Raw genomic sequence first — 18,114 nt, forward strand, 5'->3', positions numbered from 1 at the left:
GATCATGAGATTGTTGATGAGCGAAGGGAGCCTGCGACCATTAATTTAATGTACAAATCGTGGTACGAATTGTACAATTTTTGTATGACGGTAACGAGTGTTTCTGAAATGCGAAAAAATCTTGCGTCCGCCATCGACGCGGCTCAGGAGGAGGCTGTTTTCGTTGAGCGGCACGGCGCCGCAGAGGCGGTGCTCATTAGCGCGCTTCGATATGAACAGCTGATGGACGCTCTCGAGGAGATCGAGGACATTGCTGATTTTGACGAAGCGATGGCTGAAGAGGGTGAAAACATCCCGTGGGACGTGGTGAAGGCTGAACTCGGATGGAGCTAAGCGGGCCGTACTCGATCGAGTTTCGTCCTGCGGCTCTGCGGCAGCTGAAGAAAGTTCCTCCCGAGGAGCAGGCAAAAATCCGCGGAGCAATCGCGCTTCTTGCGCGCGATCCGTACCCGCCGCGGGTGAAGGCGCTGAAAGGCCGGCCAGGATTGCGGGTATGCGTCGGCGATTATCGGATCATCTATACGGTGGAGGATCGCAGGCTCGTCGTCGTGGTAGTCAAGATCGGCAATCGGCGGGACGTGTATCGGTAGAAGCGGCTGGTGTGTTTCTCGATATTGTCGCCTCCGAGCGTGGTTGAGGGGTGACGGCTTGCTACCGTCACCCCTCAACCACTCATGTGAAAGGCTTTCTTCCATTCAGTTGGCTTCGCTCTAGCGCGGCTATTGGTGCGTGCGCAAGATTGCGGTTACTTCCGCTTGCGCAGGATCGCGATCACCACGCCCGCGGCGAGGAGAACCAGGCCAATCACGCCGACCACGGCCACCGACGCGCCCGTGAACGCCAGGTTCCCGCCGCGTTGCGGGCTCGCACTCGGTGAGTCCTGGCTCGGCACTGCCGACGACGTCGGGGCAGCCGACGTCGGGGCTGTGTTCGTTGCGCTGGTGGTCGGCGTGGGATCCTGCGTCGCCTTCTGCGTCGGCTCAGGCTTCGTCGTCGGCGAAGGTGTTGCCGTCGGCTCACCCGTCGGCGCGGGTGCCGGCTTTGCTACAACCGTGGCAGGGAACTGCAGATCCGCGTACACGAGGCGATGATCCGACGTCGGCAGCGGGTAGCTGTAGCCCACGAGCCTCTCAAGCTCCGAACCCGGAAGCGGCCAGAACACCTTCGCGTCCAACACCTTCGTGCCCGCATTCGGCAATACATAATCCACGCGCAGGTTGCCCACCGACTTGTCCGAGAAGTCAGCCGTATCGTACTTTGGATCACTCTTGTGGGTATCGTTCGCCTGGCCCTGCAGTTTCGCGGCCGCCGGGCCACCCTCCGACGTCGGCAGCGTATCGACAACCCGCGGGTTCTCCAGAAGCTGCGCGATCGCACCCGGCCACGAACCGCCGTCGATCGGATCCGAGTTGTGATCGCCAACGATCACGAAGTTCGCATCCTTCGGCAAGGAACCCTTCTTGCCGGCGTCGTCGTACAGGTAATCTGCCGTACCGGAAATGTAATCGGCCCACAGGCGAATCTCGTCGAAGTTACGGTGCGAGTTGCGCTTCTCGGGGCCATCGATCGGGGGAGTGGGGTGATCGGCGAGCACGTGCACGGTCGTGCCGTTCACATCCACCGGGATATCCGCGTGGGTCTTGGATGACAGCGGGAAAGCGGCAGTCTCGTCCGGCGAGTAGAACGGTGTGCCGTCCGGATTCATCGGCATGAGGTTGCCCGGCATGTCCTTCCACAGGAACTTCTGGAACGTGCGCACCTGATCCATCTTGATCGGATACTTCGAGTACACCACGAAGCCGTATTGGCCCGGGAACAGGCCGAAGCCCCAGCCGTCGTCTGGCTCGCCGAGCTTACCGTTGTTATTCAGATCGAAACCGGAATCGACGCCCGTGTTCACTGGCCCGTGCCACGCGTACGGGTACTTCTGGGCTGGCGCCCCATTATGGCTGACCTCGAGATAGTTTTTGCGGAACAGATCCACGGAGGTGCCGGCGGCGTCGTAATCGAACTCGTTGACAAGCACAATATCGGGCGCGTTGCGCTGGATCGTTTCTGCGGCGTTCTTCGCCTGCTGGTTATCTGGGCTGGACAGATCGCGTTGCAGTTCGCCGAGCGAGTTGCGGTTCAGTGACGCGTTGAACGTTGCCACCCGGATCGTTTTGGTGTGGGTTTCTCCCGACGCCGGTGCGGGGGTTTGCTGGGCAGCAGCGATTGGCGCTGTTGCCATGAGGGGGAGCGCTGCTGCGATGGCGAGCGCTCGGGTGTATTTCTTCATTGAAAATCCCTTGAGTTTTGGGGGGGGGGTAGGACGCATTCATTCTAGCAACCGCGAGTATACGGGAAAATGGCTGTTTGTATGCGATTCTCGGGGGATTTTCGTGGGTGAAGGCACGTTATCGTAGACAGGCGGGGCCGGGTTGGCGTGCCAACCCGGCCCCGGTGATTCAGGTGTGTGCCTGAACTATTGGCTGTGGCGCATTACTTGCGTGCCTTTCGGACGCTGATGGCGGCGCCGCCGAGGCCGAGGAGCACAAGCATTGCGAGGCTTGCGGATGCGGCGTCGACGCCGGTCATCGGCATGGAGCCGGTGTTCGGCTTGCCATTCGCATTGGTGTTCGGCTTGTCACCGGGGTTGTTCCCGTGCTGAGACTTCTGATCCTTTGTGCCGGACTGATCGTCCTTGTTCGGCTGGTCGTCCTTCTTCTGCTGATCATCCGTACCGGACTGATCGTTCTGACCGCCCTTGTTCTTATCGTCAGCCTTCGGAGCCGCCGGGCACATCGCGTCCATGCCCAAGCCTGCGGCCGCGGAGACGATTTCGGTGCCATCCGGTGCCGTCACGGTGAGAGGCAGATGGACTGTGCCGCCAGCAGGTGCGGTGCACACAGCCTTTGTCTGAAGCATGACAGGCTCAGTGAAGCCCACGCCGTCAGCCGTGATCACGGCGTTCTCGTTGGCGGCATTCGCATCCTCGAGAGTGTTGTTCACTGCCACCTTCGCCGATGCGTCACCAAGCTTAATGGTGACCTCCTTCGGCATGAACTCGCCTTCATGCGTGAAGGACAGGCCACGAAGCGCAACAGTGGCTTCGACGTCGGTGCCCTTGACGGTGGGCTCGAACGTGATACCAGTGGATTGAGTGACCGTGCGCGGCTGAACCTTCGGGTTCGCCTTCAAGTAGCTTTCCATCCACTCGCGGTCCAGAGCGAGCGGGTTGGAAACGGTGGTGAGAGTCTTCGCGATGGATGGATCCTTCAAAACGTCGAACGAATCACCGCCGGCGAGGAGGAAGGTGACCGATCCGACCGAGTAGACCTTCGCCGGATCGATTGGCATATTGTCAATCAGCACCGAGGTGATGCGCTCACCCATCGGCTTGGTGGGATCGTAAGTGTACTTCACGTTCGAGGACAGGCCGAGCTTGAGCATCGGGCGTGAGGAATCCTTGCCCAATGTCTTCCACTGCTGCTCAAGCAGCGTTGTAAACTGCGCGCCCGTCATCTTCACGTAGCCCACTTCGTTCGAGAACGGCATGAATGCGAAAATATCACCAACAGTGACCTTGCCGTCCTTTGGCTCGAGATCTGCGCGGATACCGCCGGCGTTGATGATGCCGATGTCGATCGGCTTTCCGTCCAGATCCTTGAACGCGCCCTTCATCGCATCGCCAATGAGCGATCCGAGCGTGGATTCGGTACCGCGGTTCTCTCCAACAGTGACCTTGCCATCCTTCGTGGTTGTTTGGATTCCGCGATAGAAATTACCGGTTCCCTCAGTGACAACCTTGGCCTTGGCTTCCTTCGCCTTTGCGACCGCCTTGTCCACAATCGCCTTCACGGCCGGATCTTCACCGCAACCAACCAGCGTGGTGGCGTCGATCTTGATGGCCTTCGACTCCACAACCTTGCCGGTTGCTTTGTCGAACTTAATCTGCAGGTTGGACATATTGTCCGTGAACGAGCCGGACGCGGTTGCGGTAATCGTATGGCCATCGTTCGCCTTGACCATATTGAAATCAAAGTACGGCTTGTGGGTATCGCCGCCCATGATGCCGTCCACATCCTTACCCATGAGTGGGTAGGAACGCTCCACATCGTTATCGAACATGGCGATCACAACATCGGCCTTCTTCTCGGCCTTCAGCTTGGTCGCCAGAGAGTTGATGATCGGCACAGGCTTGTTGAACTTGAGCATGTCCACGGTTCCGGGAGCGAGCTTGGTGGCGACGTCGTCCTCAATGGCGCCAATGAAGGCGACCTTCACGCCCGACGGCGACGTCCAGATCTTGTACGAGCCGAGTTCCTTCAGGCCCTCAACATTTGCGCCGAGGTAATCGAACTTGATCTGCGTGAACCCGTTCTTACCGGCGAAGCGATCCTTGAGCGCCGGGACTCCCTTATCAAACTCGTGGTTGCCGATCGTGGAGGCGAATACTTCCATCTCGTTGAGCGCTGCGATTGTGGGGTTGTCGTTATCGGAGCCTGACGTGAACGGCGATGCACCGATGTTATCGCCCAGCAGCGTGAGCTGGGAGTTCGGATTCGCCTTCTTTGCCTGCTTGAAGTAACACGACGCCGCGGCGAGGCCTGCTTCCTTGTAGGTGCCTTCTGCCTTTCCGGGGACGGCTTCAATATGGCCGTGAATATCGGTCAAGTTGTACAAATCCAGGGTGACGACGTCGGAGCCGCCGGTTGTTTCGCTCCCCGCCGGTGCTGCCATGGCGGTCAGTGGAGCGAACGCGAGGGCTGCGGTGGCAAGTGAGCCGACCGCAAATCGTGCATGATTCCTCATTGAATGTTCTCCTCAGGTTAGGTTTGCCTAAGATTGCTCTGTCATCCTAGCACCGGGAATCGCGAGTTTGTGGCGGAAATGCAAACGAAAATCAACAAAACTATTGTATTAATTCTCGGAGCGTGGCCAGGGCAGTGGCGCCACGGCCATCATTCGTACGTCAAGCTTTCGTAGGACGAGATCAGCCACGGCCGGATCCACATTGAGTTCATCGCGGGCGCACAACACTTCTTGGCGTGCTGCATCGGTGGCGATGCGAATCATCTGGTTCACCTGTGCGCGCCGGGCGCGCGATTCGCTTGTGGAGAGGCGGGAATCCCCGAGCGCATCGGGTTGATCGCCGGTCTCCTGTGGCAGCTCGACCTCGAGTTCCTCGCGAAGCGTCGTGAAGCGGGTTTGGAGAACTTTTGCCATGCCATGATCAAAGCCATCCCGGCCAAACTCCTCCCGTACAGCCTTCAGTGAGGCATGCTGGGCGCGCCGAATAATGGTGGTGAGTTCGTGGTGGAACGTGGAGGGGGATTCGGGCAGAATGTGCCGCGCGAAGAATGGCAGGCTCAGCCCGGTGGGAACGAGCGTGACGAGCAGAACCGTGACTGCGATGACGATCGCTGCGTCGCGGTGCGGGAGTGGAGCTCCGCCCGCGGTGGTGGGGATGGCGAGCGCGAGGGCGAGTGTTGCGAGCCCGCGCATCCCGCTCCACACGAGCAGGATTGAGTGCCTGGCGAGAGTTCCCCAGTTTTCACGAGTTTCGACTCTTCCGAGCAGCATGACGACCACGAACCGTAGAGCGAACACTGCCATGCACACCGCTGCGGCTGGCAGGATGAAGGTGACCCAGCGCGTATCTTCAGTGGCAACAATTGTTCGCATCTCCAGGCCGATTAAGCCGAAGGCTGCGCCCGTGACTAGCATGTTTGCGATGTCCCAGAAGGCTGTGCGTGCAAGGCGTGCTGCACCATCTTGTGGACGCCCGCGCCGGTTTGTTTCCAGTGCGGTCACCACGACGGCAATCACGCCCGATGCGCCGAGATGTTCTGCCGAGAGGTAGGCAGCGAACGGTACAACGACCGAGGCGGCTACTTGAGCTTCAAGATTCGGCGTGATTCGCCCAACCGTTCGGTACAAGTATCCGAGAATGAACCCGATGAGAGTGGCGATTGCAACCCCATAGAAGAAGGACAAGACCACGGTTGCTGAGACGGAATCTTGCTTCGCCACAGTTGCCGCGAGCGCGTACTGGAAGAGGACGATTGCGACGGCGTCGTTAAAGAGGCCCTCCGTTTGGAGGACGGTCATCAGCCTGCGTGGCATGCCGGCGGGCCCGGCGACGGCATCAACAGCAACCGGATCCGGTGGCGCAACGATCGCGCCGATCAGGAGCGCAAACGGGAAGCTGATCCCGGGAATCAGCCACCACACCACGCCAGCAACAGCCAACGCTGTGAGTGCGGTGAGGATAAATGCCAACGTCAGTAGCACTTTCCAACGTTGGCGGAAGATTGCCCAGCTAGTGCGTTGTGCTGTCGCGAACAAGAGCGGGGGAAGGAAGAGCGGGAGGATGATTTCCGGATCTATCGCTGGCGCCTCGATTCCTGCGACGAAGGTGAGGCCCATCGCGGAAAACAGCATGAGGATGGGGTAGGGCAAGCGCAGGCGATCACCGAGAGTGACGGACGCTACCGTGACCGCCAAGAATACCACGATCAGAACGAGCATAAATTCTCCCTTCCTTTCTCTGAAGCTAGCCGCTGATGTTTTTGCGTGGTTCCAGTATAAAACGGGGCTATGACAGTTTTCTGAAGTCAGTTTCGTGTGCGCCGGCGCCCGGGCTGACGCCCTCGCGGTGGGGGCCATTTTTCACAGTTCGAGCAAGGGAAAATGGTCGAACTCAGGCAATGTGGGGGATGTGATCCCTCCCACGAAAACGATGAAAAACTTAGGTTACCCTAATTACGCAACATGAATGTTTGCTAATGTGTTTCTCACTTAGCGACGAGAAAGGGCTTAGCTGTAATGGAAAATCTTTCGCTTGCCGGCGCAATGCGCGCCGCAACCGCCACCGCCCACAACGAGGCCGAACACACCACCTTTATGGAGGATCTGGTCTCCGGTAACGCGCCGAAGGAAGCGTGGGGCGAGCTCTCACTCCAGATGTTGTACGTGTACCGTGCCCTCGAAACCGCAGCTCGCAAGCACGCCGAGCACCCCGTCCTCGCGCCGATTTTCGACGAGCGCCTGGAGCGCCTCGCCGCAATCGAACAGGACCTCGCCGCCCTCGGGCTCACCGAGCGGGCCGCAGATCCGGCGTCGCAGCTCGCCTCGACCCGCGCCTATGTTGAAGCAATCGAGAACGCTACCCCGGGCGCGCTCGTCGCTCACCACTACGTGCGCTACCTCGGGGATCTCTCGGGCGGGCAGATCATCGCAACGATGCTCCGCCGCAACTACGGCCTCGGCGACGACGTCCTCAACTTCTACTCCTTCCCTGGCATCGACAAGCCGAAGGTGTTCAAGGACGAGTACCGTGCCGCGCTCGACGCGCTTCCGGCGGACGAGGCGGCTCGCGCCGAGATCATCGACAACGCCGTTCAGGCTTTCCACTACAACCAGGCGGTTTTCGTGGAACTCGAGAAAACTCTCGCCTGAAACCGAGTGGGAAACGTGAGTAGAGGAGGGAAGCGCACTTCCCTCCTCTACTTCTTGATTCGCGCCACCAGGCTTGCGTCTCCTGACGTCGGTCGGCTGATTGCTTGCGTACTGTGTGGTTGACGTTACACCAACAGGCAGCCTTCGTGTGGGGAATAATTTAACCTTTAATTAAGTTTTCCTCTGTAGTTTTACAGAGATAACAAAGGTCGCAATTATGTCGAATTCACTCACCGGGCGTGCCGAGTCAGCCGCCCAAACCCCCGAAAAACTCGCCCAAGAAAACCGTCTAACTGGCGCAACAGCGGCGGCGATGGAATCGGACACAACCGAAACGCCGGCGTCGGCGGAAAGGGGCACCAACTCGCAGGGCCAACCTGCCTGGAGCGGGCCCACCGAAATCACCCCCACCGCGAAGCGCGCCATCGCGATCCTGCTGGCCGCGTCGTTCGTCGTGCTCCTGAACGAAACCACGATGAACCTCGCGCTCCGTAACATCACCGCCGACCCGCAGCTCGGCATCGGCGCCCGCTCGGCCTCGTGGCTCACCGCAATCTTCATGCTCGTCATGGCGATCGTCATCCCCACCACCGGCTGGATGCAGCGCCGCCTGAACACGCGCCCGATGTTCCTCATGTCCACGATCTCGTTCCTCGCAGGAACCGTCATCGCCTTCGCTGCCCCCACATTCTCCGTGCTCCTCGCCGGCCGTGTGGTGCAAGCTTTCGGCACCGCCATCGCGATGCCGCTCCTGATGTCCACCGTGATGGCCGTGGTGCCGATGGCTCGCCGCGGATCGATCATGGGCATCGTGTCCATGGTGATCTCCGTGGCGCCAGCGCTCGGGCCCGTGGTAGCCGGCGTCGTGCTCCAATTCGGATCCTGGCGCGCGGTTTTCGGCACAATGATCCCCATCGCGCTCGCCGTGATCGCAGCCGGCTACGCCTGGCTGCCTAACCTCAACGAGTTCATGGGTAAGGCGAAGCTCGACTACTTGTCCGTGCCGTTCTCCGCGCTCGGATTCGGTGGCACGATCTACGGCCTGTCGTCGATCTCCAACCCGGACTTGCCCACCTGGCTCGCACCTACTGTTTTGGTGATCGGCCTGCTCTCGCTCGGCGTGTTCGTGTGGCGCCAACTCCGCCTCGCGAAGGGTGGCGAGCCGTTGCTCGACGTGCGCGTGTTCGCGAACCTGCGTTTCACGGCGCCAGTTCTGATGGTGATGCTCGCGATGATGGGCATGTTCGGCGTGCTGATCACCCTGCCACTCATGCTCCAAACCTCATTCGGGCTCGAGCCCTACAAGGTAGGGATGTTGCTTTTGCCTGGTTCGGTGATCTCCGGGCTTCTCGGCCCGATCGTTGGAAACCTCTACGACCGCGTCGGCCCGCGCCCCCTCGCAATCCCCGGCACCGCCGTCGTCGTCGGCTCCTTTGCGATGCTGCTCGGCATCTCCACCTCCACGTCCGTGTGGTACTTCCTGGCGTTCCACATCATCATGAACATCGGCCTGGCCTTCACGTTCAGCCCGTCGTTCACTACCGCGCTCGGCTCGCTGAACCCGCGTCAGTACGGTTACGGCTCGGCCTCCATGTCCACAGCTCAGCAGATCGCAGGGGCTGCAGGTTCGTCGATCTTCATCGCGATTATGTCTACCGGAATGGGGGCGGCGATCGCGGGCGGAGCCACTGAGGGCGCCGCGATGGTGACCGGCGCGCACCGCGCATTCATCTTCGCGCTCGTCATCGAGGCGATCGTTTTCGCGCTGTCCTTCACGCTACGCCGCCCGCGCCACTGAGCCGAGGCCGGGCGCGTAACATAACCCGTCACCGTTGAAGAAAGCCCCTCGACCCCGGTTGCGCAGTATGCGCCGGCGGCGTCGGGAACGGCAAATATTGATTGGAAAGGAAAAGGTCATGGAATCGATTGGTCATTTTTTGTTGCGTCGGCTGCGCGAAGTAGGAATCAGTCACGTGATCGGAGTGCCAGGTGATTTCAACCTGCAGCTGCTTGAGCAGTTCAGTGAGGTTGAGGGCATCGAGTTCGTGAACTCAACGAACGAGCTCAACGCTGCCTACGCTGCCGACGGCTATGCGCGACAGCGCGGAATCGGCGCACTCCTCACCACGTACGGCGTGGGGGAGCTGAGCGCACTGAACGGCGTTGCCGGTGCCGCCGCCGAGCACGTGCCGGTGGTATCGATTGCGGGTGCGCCGCCGCTCCACGCAATGCGCTCCGGCTTGCCACTACACCACTCGCTCACCGACGGCAATTACATCAACGTTGAGCGTGCCTTCGGTCAGTTCGTTGCCGGAACTGCGCGCCTGACCCCAGGCAACGCCGTTGCCGAAATTGACCGCCTGCTACGCCTCGCGATTCTTGAAAAGCGGCCCGTGCACATTCAGGTGCCGTCCGATATTTCCTACCTCGAGATCGACACCCCGAGCGAGCCGTTCCAAGCGCCGCGTCTTACCTCCGACCCGACGAATCTTGCCGACGCCGTCGTAGCCATTGCCGACCTGGTGAACGGCGCCGAAAAGCCCGCGCTCCTGATTGATCTGGAAGCCAAGCGTTACGGCTGGGCGGATGTACTCCTGCGCATTGCCCGAGAGAACGGAATCCGCTGGGCCACACTCGTCACGTCCAAGGCAGTCCTGCCGGAAACTGACCCGCTGTTTGCGGGCGTGTATGGAGGCGCAAACTCTGCGCCTGAGGTGAAGGATCTCATTGAAGGCTCGGACGCACTGCTTGCGATTTCCCCGCGATTTATTGAAGTCAACTCAGGTATTTTCACCCAGGCGCTTCCCGAGAACACTGTGAAGATCTATGCCGACACCACGTTCGTGGGCACGCACGTGTATGAAGGCGTGGCCGCAGCCGACCTGCTGAGCAAGCTGGCCGACTCCCTCCACCGTGCCCCGGCGTCGCTGGCACACAAGCCTGCCCGTACGTTCGAGGCGAAGGCGGATGCGAAACTGGACCAAAACTCCGGCCGCCTGTGGGAGCAGATCACGGATTTTGTGCGTCCTGGCGACGTCGTCGTGGCTGAAGCTGGTACCTCCTACCTTGCGCTCGGCGGCCAGACGATGCCTGAAGGTGTGGACTACACGTCCTCCAATATTTGGGGTGCGATTGGCTGGACCTTGCCGGTCACGTTCGGCTCGCAGCTTGCGGCGCCGGATCGCCGCCACCTGCTCGTGATCGGCGACGGTTCGTTCCAGCTCACCGCTCAGGAGCTTTCGACGATCCTCGCCCGCGGCCAAAAGCCCGTGATCGTGCTCATCAACAACTCCGGTTACACGATCGAGCGCTACATCCTCGGCCACGAATCGCACTACAACGACATCGCGCCGTGGGACTACGCCTCGCTGATCGCAGGGCTCGCACCGAACGCGGATTTGCGCACATTCCAGGCGCGTACGGAAGGCGAGCTAGCCAGCGCGCTTTCGGCCGTTTCCGACGGAGAGGGCGGTTTCATTGAGGTGATTGTCGACCCACTCGACGCCCCTGACGCCCTCGTGAAGTTCGGCCCCGCCTCCGCCCGTTTCGACTACGGCCGGCGTGGCCCGGAGCTGCCCAACCTCGGCTGAGAGTTTCGCGACGTCGGTGGCGCGAGATGCGCTAACGGCGTCGGTGTACTCGAGTCACGTTTTCGCGACGTCGGGGCGCAATTCGCCGCCCCGACGTCGGCTCGCGTGTGCGAGCAGAACGTCCGCACTGTGATCTATCACGCGTTCACAAAGCGAAACGCGTTCGCGCGTGGCCTGTTCACTGCGATAATTTTGAGGACATGTCTGAAATTTCTAGCGAACCGAAAACATTGGTCAGGCGCCTGACTCACCGTCAGGTCTCGATGATCGGTCTGTCGGGTGCGCTCGGCACCGGCCTGTTCTTAGGGTCGGGTTCCGTGATCGCACTCGCGGGCCCGGCAACGATCCTCGCCTATCTCATCGCTGGAATGTTCGCCCTCGCTGTGGTGTGGGCGCTCGCGGAAATGGTGTCCGTCCACCCCGTTGCGGGTGGGCACGGCACAGTGGCCGCCGGATACCTCGGCCGACGCGGCGGCTACGTGGCACGCTGGAACTTTGCGATCCAATCCCTTGTGGCAACCGGCGCGGAAGTCACCGCCACCGCCACTTACCTCCAGCTCTGGTTCCCGAACCTGCCGCTGTGGGTGGGCACGATCGGCTGCGCAATCGTGATTTTCGCGTTCAACGCGTTTTCCGTTCGCCTGTACGGTTCCTCTGAATACTGGTTCTCGATGATCAAGGTGGTGGCCGCGGTTGCATTCATCTTGCTCGGCCTGGCGCTGATTATTGGTGCGGTTCCGGGGCAATCCGCTGTTGGGATTTCGCACTTCTCCGACGGAGGCGGCTTCTTCGCCAAGGGCCTGGTGGGCGTGCTAGCGGCCTCGGCGATGGCCGTGTTCTCCTTCGGTGGTATTGAAAATGTTTCCTCCACCGCGGCCGAATCGGAGAATCCTGCGCGCGACATCCCGCATGCCGCCTCCGCCATGATCTGGCGAATCATCATCTTCTACATTGCGGGCATCGCCGTCGTGCTGGCGCTCCAGCCGTGGAGCGCCACGGCCGCGCAGGGCAACGCGCTCACCGAATCGCCGTTCGTACGCGCCTTGCAGCTCTCCGGCGTCGGCGCGGCCGCCCACATCATGAACGCAGTGCTGATCGTGGCCGCGCTCTCCTCCGCAAACGGTTGCCTGTACGCGGCGACCCGCATGATCCACGCACTCTCCCTCGACGGCGAAGCCCCAGCTTTCGCGCGCAAACTCAACCGAGCGGGTGCTCCAGTGGGTGCTATCGGGATCGCGGCGATCGGCGTTGCCGCTACTGCCGTGCTTTCGATCGTGGCGCCGGAAGGCGCGTTCGCCTACCTCATCGGTGCAACGATCGTCGCCATCTTGATCACGTGGTCCATCATTATGGCCACGCACCTCGCATTCCGCCGCGAGCGCGCCCGCGCAGGGCTTACTCTGCCGCCGCGCCGCATGTGGGGCGCCCCCGTGGTGAACTACCTGGTGATTGCCGCGTGCCTGGCCATTTTCGTCGCATTGCACTGGCTGATGCCGCTCACTTGGTGGGCAGGAATCCCGTACATTATTATTCTTCTCGGCAGCTACGAGGTATTGCGCCGCGTGCGCAGCCTGCCGCAGCCGCCGGATCTGCTCGCTTCTTCCACGGAAACTGGCACCTCCGACGTCGCTCGCCAGTAAGCCGCGCGAAAGAAAGAAGCTTTATATGCAGATACGTACCTTAGTGGTGACGGGCCTGGCGCTGTTCGCCATGTTTTTCGGCGCCGGAAACCTGATCATCCCGGCGATGATCGGGGTGGACGGCGGCAGCTCGGCCTGGGTGGGAGCCATTGGCTTCCTCTCCACCGGCGTGCTCTTGCCGGTGCTGTCGATGGTGGCGCTATCCACGAAGCGTGCTGATGAGCCGCGGCTCGCAGACCGTATGGGCAAAACCCTTGGGCTCGCGGTGACCACCCTGATCTTCCTGTTTACGGGCATGGTGTACGTGATTCCGCGCGTGGGTGCAGTGAGCTTCGAGATGGGGGCTGCGCCGCTGGTTGGCTCGAGCCCCCTCACCCTGCTCGTGTATTCGGCGCTGTTCTTCGCTGTCACACTCGCCCTCGCGCTACGCCCGAACCGCATCGTGGCGCACATCGGGATCGTGCTCACTCCCGCGCTTCTTATTCTTTTGCTCGTGCTGATCGTTGCGGCGTGGAACGCGCCCGTGGTGAACATTGAGCCGAAGGGCACCTTCGCCACCTCGCCGGTGGTGGCGGGCTTCATTCAGGGCTACTTCACGATGGATGCACTCGCCGCGCAGATGTTTGGCGGCGTGATCCTGGCCTCGCTCGCGGCCGCCGGATTCACCGGGCGCAACCTGCACCGCGGAACCGCGATCGCCGGCGTGATGGCCGGCGCGATCCTCGGCGTGATCTACCTGGGGCTCGTGGCCGTTGGCCTGGTAGGAACTGGCGCGAACGGTGCCGCCGTGATCGCGAATGTTGCGCACGCGATGTTCGGACCAGCCGGCCAAACAGTGTTCGGTGCGATCGTGTTGCTCGCCTGCCTCACCACGGCGCTGGGCCTCACCGGTGCATCGGTGGAGTACTTCCACTCGCTCGTTCCGGCGATCTCGCGTCGCAACTGGCTTTACATCTGCATCGGAGTGTCTTTCGCGCTCACGAACCTCGGCCTGGAGCGCATCCTCGCCGTCGTCGCGCCCGCGAACCAGCTCCTGTACCCGATCGTGATCGTCCTCGTGGTGGTCACGCTGATCGCCGCTGGCATGCGGCGCGATCTGTACTGGGCCTACCGTCTGCCCGCGTGGGTTGCTGGTTCGCTGTCGGTGCTCGAGGCTGCCTGGTCCACCGGCGTCGGCGCATTCGCACCGCTTCGCTCCGTGCTGGACGTGTTCCCGCTCGGCTCCCTCCAAATGGCCTGGGTTGTGCCCGCGGCTGCCGCCCTCGCCGTCGGGCTCCTTCTCGACCTTCGACTTACCAGGCGCGCCGACGTCGCCTGAGCCCCGACGTCGGCCGTGCGCCTCGCGCTCGAGCCAACCCGGAAGTCGAAGAAAGAGAAAAATAATGACCACCCACATGCGCTCCATCGTGATCGCTGCCTTCGCCCTGTTCGCCATGTTCTTCGGCGCGGGCAACCTGATTCTTCCCGCAATGATCGGCGTGAACGGAGGAGGGAGCGCCTACGTGGGCGCCACCGGCTTCGTGATCACCGGCGCGGCGCTGACCGTCGCTGGCATGCTCGCCGCCTCCACGCTACGCCCGGGCGAAACCCGGATCGCAGATCGTATCGGGCCGCGCTTCGGCCTGATCTTCACCTCGGCGCTCTACCTCGCGATCGGCATGCTCTACCCCACCCCGCGCGTGGCGGCCGTGAGCTTCGAAATTGCGATCGCGCCGTGGACCGGATCCGGACAGCTTGCGCTCTTCCTCTACACCCTCGTCTTTTTCGGCGCGTGTTATCTCCTTGTTCGCCGCCCGCACGCGGTGGTGGGAAATATTGGCGGCTGGCTCACGCCCGCGCTGATCGTGCTGCTCGTGGTGATGGTGGTGATGTCGTTTACCTTGCCCGATCGCACCCACGTAGCCACCGGAGTGTACGCTACCTCGCCGTTTGCGGCTGGGCTGATCGAGGGTTACTTCACGATGGATTCGCTGGCCACGCTCATGTACGGCTCGGTGATTATGGCGGCTTTAGCGAGCGCCGGGCTGGCGGGGGAGAAGCTGCGCCGCGGAACCGCGCTCGCGTCCGTGATCGCGGGCGTACTGTTGGCGGCCTGTTACTTTGGCCTGATCAATGTGGGCGCTGTTGGCGAGGGCAAAAACGGCGCCGAGGTGATTACTGGCGTTGCGGCGCGTCTGTTCGGTACCGCGGGCCAAGCGTTCTTCGGCGCGATGATTATCCTCGCCTGCATGACCACGGCTATCGGCCTTCTCGCCTCGGGTTCGCGCTACTGGCACGAGCTGATTCCGTCTGTTTCGGCGCATACCTGGCTGCTCGTACATTTGGTGGCCGCCGTCGTGATCTCGAACCTGGGGCTGGAGGCGATCTTGGCCGTGGTGGCGCCGATCTGCCAGCTGCTCTACCCGGTGACGATCTGCCTGATCGTCGTGGCGCTGATCGAGTCCGCGATGCGCTCGCAGCTCGCGTGGGCCTACCGCCTGCCCGCGTGGGTGGCCGGCGCGCTATCGGTGCTCGAGGCGCTGAACTCGACGGGGCTTGCGCTGTTTGCGCCGTTGCGCGCCGTGCTGGATGTTTTCCCGCTCGGCTCCCTGCAAATGGCGTGGGTCGTCCCGGCGCTCGTTGCGCTGGGCGCGGGCCTGGCCGCCGACGTCGTGCGCTCCAGGCGCGCTGTGAGCGCCGAGTGAGATTGCATGAACGAATCCGAACGCCCGCCGCCTTGGCGGGCGTTCGGCTTTTTCGAGTGCCACAATTGAAGAATGGAGCAGATCGACGCGTTTAACAAAATGTCCGCCAGCGAGCAAATGTTTACCTATCTCGGCCTCACGCCTTTGCAGGCGCTTGCTGTGGTGCTCTCCACGTGTGCGATCTACGGGTTCTTTCTGCTGGTGACGCGACTGATGGGCCAACGCATGTTTATGAAGCTCACGGGCTTCGATATGCTCCTCGTGATCGTCCTGGGCGCGGTGATGGGCCGCGCGATGATGGGGTACACACCCACGTTCGGGGCTGCGGTGATCGTGATCGTGGTGCTCATCGTGCTTGAGCTGATCTTCGGCCGGCTTTCAGGGCGTCCGCGCCTAGCACGCATGATTAACAACCGTGCCGTGTGCCTGGTGGCGGGTGGGCAGTACGTGGCGCGAGAGATGAAGAAAGCACATATCACTCGCACCGAGATTCAGGCAGAGCTGCGTAAGAAGGGCGTGCACTCGATGAGCGAGGTAGCGGCCGTGATCTTGGAACGCACGGGCGATTTGTCGCTATTGCGGGCCGGTACGCCGATCGACCGCGAGATGTTGCTTGGCGTGCGATCAGCCGGCATGATTCCCGAGGAGTACCTGGCAGAGCCGAAGTGAGTGGCGCATAGGCGTACAAATTTTCTATACACACGTTGGTGGCATGTACCCACACGACGGGCCGGCCGGCTGCATGGAACGCGTCGGCGAGTTGCGAAATTTTTGCGACGAGCCCGGCGCGCGCGCCGTCGGGCATGAAACCGAGGATGCCCTTCTGGGCGTCGATGACGACGAGGGCGGCGTTGGTGTGGTTTTCCATGTTTCTCCTTCGCAACGTTCAAAGTACTAGTGCTCCAACGCGTAGTTGGCGTTTTTTATTTCCAGTTTTCAGCTTGTAGCCCAGGCGCGTGCGCATGCCGACTTGAGGTGCGTACGGTGAACGTATGAAGAATATGAAGATTTTTGGAGGAATTGCACTGTCGGCGCTTTTCGCGCTTTCTGCGTGTGGGCAGGGTGCCCAGCCCGGCGCTAACGCACCGATCAAGGCAACGGCCGACGCGAGCGCGAAGGCTGAGGAGAGTGCGCCTGCGAAGTCGACGACGGCCCCCGAGGCGGCGAAGATGAAGGGGCTCGACGCCGGTGCCGCAGCGGCCGCGTTGGACGCGGGCGCGAAGGAAGGCACGGTCGTGTCGCTTGAGTCCGACGCCGGTGGCGTGAAGATGGACGTGGTCAAGGATTCGACGACGACGGAGCTACGCTTCGACGGCGGTGCGACGCGCGCAGGAGAGTCTGAGCCAGCGGAGAAAGCCGACACCACTGCCGTAGGTTCGAAGGTTGGGATTGGTGACGCGATCACCACCGCGCTTGATGAAGCGAAGAAGCGTGAAGGTAAGGATTTCACGGTGGATTCGGCTGATTTTGAACTCGCACGCAACGCGTGGGAGGTTGAGCTGCGATCGGATGGCGAGTTCACGGCAGTGATCGACGCTGTGACGGGAGCGGTCAAGGAGTTCCGCGCGGATCGCTGAGTTAATGTGAGGAGACGAAAGTGAGGGGGCCGCGGCCCCCTCACTTTTATCCAGCATCACTTATTTCGTGATGACGACCTTGCCGTGCACGTGGCCGGCCATCGAGCGGTCGATGGCTTCGCGGAAGCGCTCGAGCGGCACGCTCAACTCGATCGGTACGTAGATCTCGCCTGCCGCGATGCGCGAGACGATGTCGGCGCGGGCGTCTGTGCGGGCGGCGGCGTTTCCGGAGGCCTTCACGCCCTCGGGGAGCTCGCCGCCCGAGATCGCGGTGATGCGCTCGGCGGGCACGCCCAGCTCGAGGGCCGCGCCCACAACGTCGGTGTTCACCAGGTCTGCGGCTGCGGCGAGCGTATCGGAACCGAGGGCTTCGCGTACGCGCTGCGTCAGGCCGTCGCCGTAGGTGACTGGCTCGGCGCCAAGTGCGCGCAGCTCAGGCGCGGAGCTTTCGGAGCCGGTGGCGAGCACGCGGGCCCCCTTGGAAACGGCGTATTGCACGGCAATCGTGCCGACTCCGCCGGCGCCTCCGCCGATGAGGATGGTCTGACCGTTAATGTCGCCGAGGTCGTCGATCGCGCCCACCGCCGTCGAGGAAACTGTTGCCAGCGCGCCGGCCAGCTCGAAACTCATACCGTCTGGGATTGGCAGGAGGTGCAGGTTCACTGGCTTGTTGACGATGTAATCTCCGAAGCCCTCGCCGATTCGGTTGCCGAGCACGCGCTGGCCCACCTCGAAGCCTTCCACACCCTCGCCGACCTCGTCGATCACGCCCGCGAAGTCGGAGCCGAAGCCGAGTGGGTACTCTCGCTTGACGTACGACAGTGGGAAGACGCCGGTGGCGAGCTTCCAGTCCATCGGGTTCACTCCGCCCGCTTCCCAAGCAACACGGACCTGACCGGGCCCGGCGTGCGGCTCTTCGACGTCGGTGAGACGAATGTTATCGAGTCCGGTTTCGTTCTGCATCAGCTTGCGCATGGCGCGCCTCCTTTGTTCCGACGCCGGTGCGCGGCGTCCGTTTACTCATTCACTGGTTGTGTGAACGCGGGTGGGGGCGGGGGCATTCCTGGGCATGAAAATCGCTGCACGAGGGGAGGGAAAGAGGTCCCAGAAGTGGCGGATTTTTGCCGGTCAGAGGGCTAAAATTAGAAATGCTAGTGTACCGATTGTTCAAAGGAGAGAA

Annotated in this window: 15 protein-coding genes; 11 read left to right on the forward strand and 4 right to left on the reverse strand. The window is 61.8% G+C overall.

What is annotated here, in order from left to right; all coding sequences use genetic code 11:
• Positions 1–84 precede the first annotated feature (84 nt).
• Both P8A24_RS01795 and P8A24_RS01800 read left to right on the forward strand, forming a co-directional pair.
• Positions 85–333, forward strand: coding sequence for a type II toxin-antitoxin system Phd/YefM family antitoxin (locus tag P8A24_RS01795; protein WP_278059131.1), 249 nt, complete (start codon positions 85–87; stop codon positions 331–333).
• The gene (locus P8A24_RS01800) at positions 324–590 is read left to right on the forward strand and encodes a type II toxin-antitoxin system RelE family toxin (protein WP_278059133.1); all 267 of its coding nucleotides are present in this window, start codon (positions 324–326) and stop codon (positions 588–590) included. The genes P8A24_RS01795 and P8A24_RS01800 overlap by 10 nt, the downstream gene beginning before the upstream one ends.
• Before the next feature lie 155 nt (positions 591–745).
• Here the strand turns inward: P8A24_RS01800 and P8A24_RS01805 are convergent, their stop codons facing one another.
• The 3 genes from P8A24_RS01805 to P8A24_RS01815 all read right to left on the reverse strand — a co-directional run bounded on the left by P8A24_RS01805 (position 746) and on the right by P8A24_RS01815 (position 6,513).
• Positions 746–2,278, reverse strand: coding sequence for an endonuclease/exonuclease/phosphatase family protein (locus tag P8A24_RS01805; RefSeq protein ID WP_278059135.1), 1,533 nt, complete (start codon positions 2,276–2,278; stop codon positions 746–748).
• Between the two features lie 203 nt (positions 2,279–2,481).
• Positions 2,482–4,794, reverse strand: a complete 2,313-nt coding sequence (locus P8A24_RS01810; protein WP_278059137.1) for a bifunctional metallophosphatase/5'-nucleotidase — start codon at positions 4,792–4,794, stop codon at positions 2,482–2,484.
• 108 nt (positions 4,795–4,902) lie between these two features.
• Positions 4,903–6,513, reverse strand: coding sequence for a cation:proton antiporter (locus P8A24_RS01815; protein ID WP_278059140.1), 1,611 nt, complete (start codon positions 6,511–6,513; stop codon positions 4,903–4,905).
• 297 nt (positions 6,514–6,810) lie between these two features.
• On the opposite strand from P8A24_RS01815, the gene P8A24_RS01820 reads away from it, so the two are divergent.
• The 9 genes from P8A24_RS01820 (at position 6,811) to P8A24_RS01860 (ending at position 16,934) form a co-directional block, all read left to right on the forward strand.
• Positions 6,811–7,443: a biliverdin-producing heme oxygenase gene (locus tag P8A24_RS01820; protein ID WP_278059143.1), complete on the forward strand. Its 633-nt coding sequence runs from the start codon at positions 6,811–6,813 to the stop codon at positions 7,441–7,443.
• 217 nt (positions 7,444–7,660) lie between these two features.
• Positions 7,661–9,241, forward strand: coding sequence for a DHA2 family efflux MFS transporter permease subunit (locus P8A24_RS01825; protein ID WP_278059145.1), 1,581 nt, complete (start codon positions 7,661–7,663; stop codon positions 9,239–9,241).
• Positions 9,242–9,359: 118 nt separating this feature from the next.
• Entirely contained in the window at positions 9,360–11,033 is a 1,674-nt protein-coding gene (locus P8A24_RS01830; protein ID WP_278059147.1) for an alpha-keto acid decarboxylase family protein, read from the forward strand.
• Between the two features lie 200 nt (positions 11,034–11,233).
• Positions 11,234–12,673 carry an amino acid permease gene (locus tag P8A24_RS01835; protein ID WP_278059149.1) on the forward strand — a complete coding sequence of 480 codons (1,440 nt, stop codon included), beginning with the start codon at positions 11,234–11,236 and terminating at the stop codon, positions 12,671–12,673.
• A gap of 25 nt (positions 12,674–12,698) precedes the next feature.
• Complete coding sequence (brnQ, locus tag P8A24_RS01840; RefSeq protein WP_278059151.1) at positions 12,699–13,991, forward strand: branched-chain amino acid transport system II carrier protein; 1,293 nt, start codon at positions 12,699–12,701, stop codon at positions 13,989–13,991.
• A gap of 64 nt (positions 13,992–14,055) precedes the next feature.
• Entirely contained in the window at positions 14,056–15,357 is a 1,302-nt protein-coding gene (brnQ, locus tag P8A24_RS01845; protein ID WP_278059153.1) for a branched-chain amino acid transport system II carrier protein, read from the forward strand.
• A gap of 72 nt (positions 15,358–15,429) precedes the next feature.
• Complete coding sequence (locus P8A24_RS01850; RefSeq protein ID WP_278059155.1) at positions 15,430–16,026, forward strand: DUF421 domain-containing protein; 597 nt, start codon at positions 15,430–15,432, stop codon at positions 16,024–16,026.
• Between the two features lie 43 nt (positions 16,027–16,069).
• The gene (locus P8A24_RS01855) at positions 16,070–16,255 is read left to right on the forward strand and encodes a hypothetical protein (protein ID WP_278059156.1); all 186 of its coding nucleotides are present in this window, start codon (positions 16,070–16,072) and stop codon (positions 16,253–16,255) included.
• Positions 16,256–16,349: 94 nt separating this feature from the next.
• A complete protein-coding gene (locus P8A24_RS01860) occupies positions 16,350–16,934 on the forward strand; it encodes a PepSY domain-containing protein (RefSeq protein WP_278059158.1) in 585 nt (194 codons plus the stop codon).
• 60 nt (positions 16,935–16,994) lie between these two features.
• Here P8A24_RS01860 and P8A24_RS01865 read toward each other — a convergent pair whose 3' ends face one another.
• Complete coding sequence (locus P8A24_RS01865) at positions 16,995–17,909, reverse strand: NADP-dependent oxidoreductase (protein ID WP_278059160.1); 915 nt, start codon at positions 17,907–17,909, stop codon at positions 16,995–16,997.
• Positions 17,910–18,114 lie beyond the last annotated feature (205 nt).

Source organism: Arcanobacterium wilhelmae (genome assembly GCF_029632765.1).
GTDB classification, from domain to species: Bacteria; Actinomycetota; Actinomycetes; order Actinomycetales; family Actinomycetaceae; genus Arcanobacterium; species Arcanobacterium wilhelmae.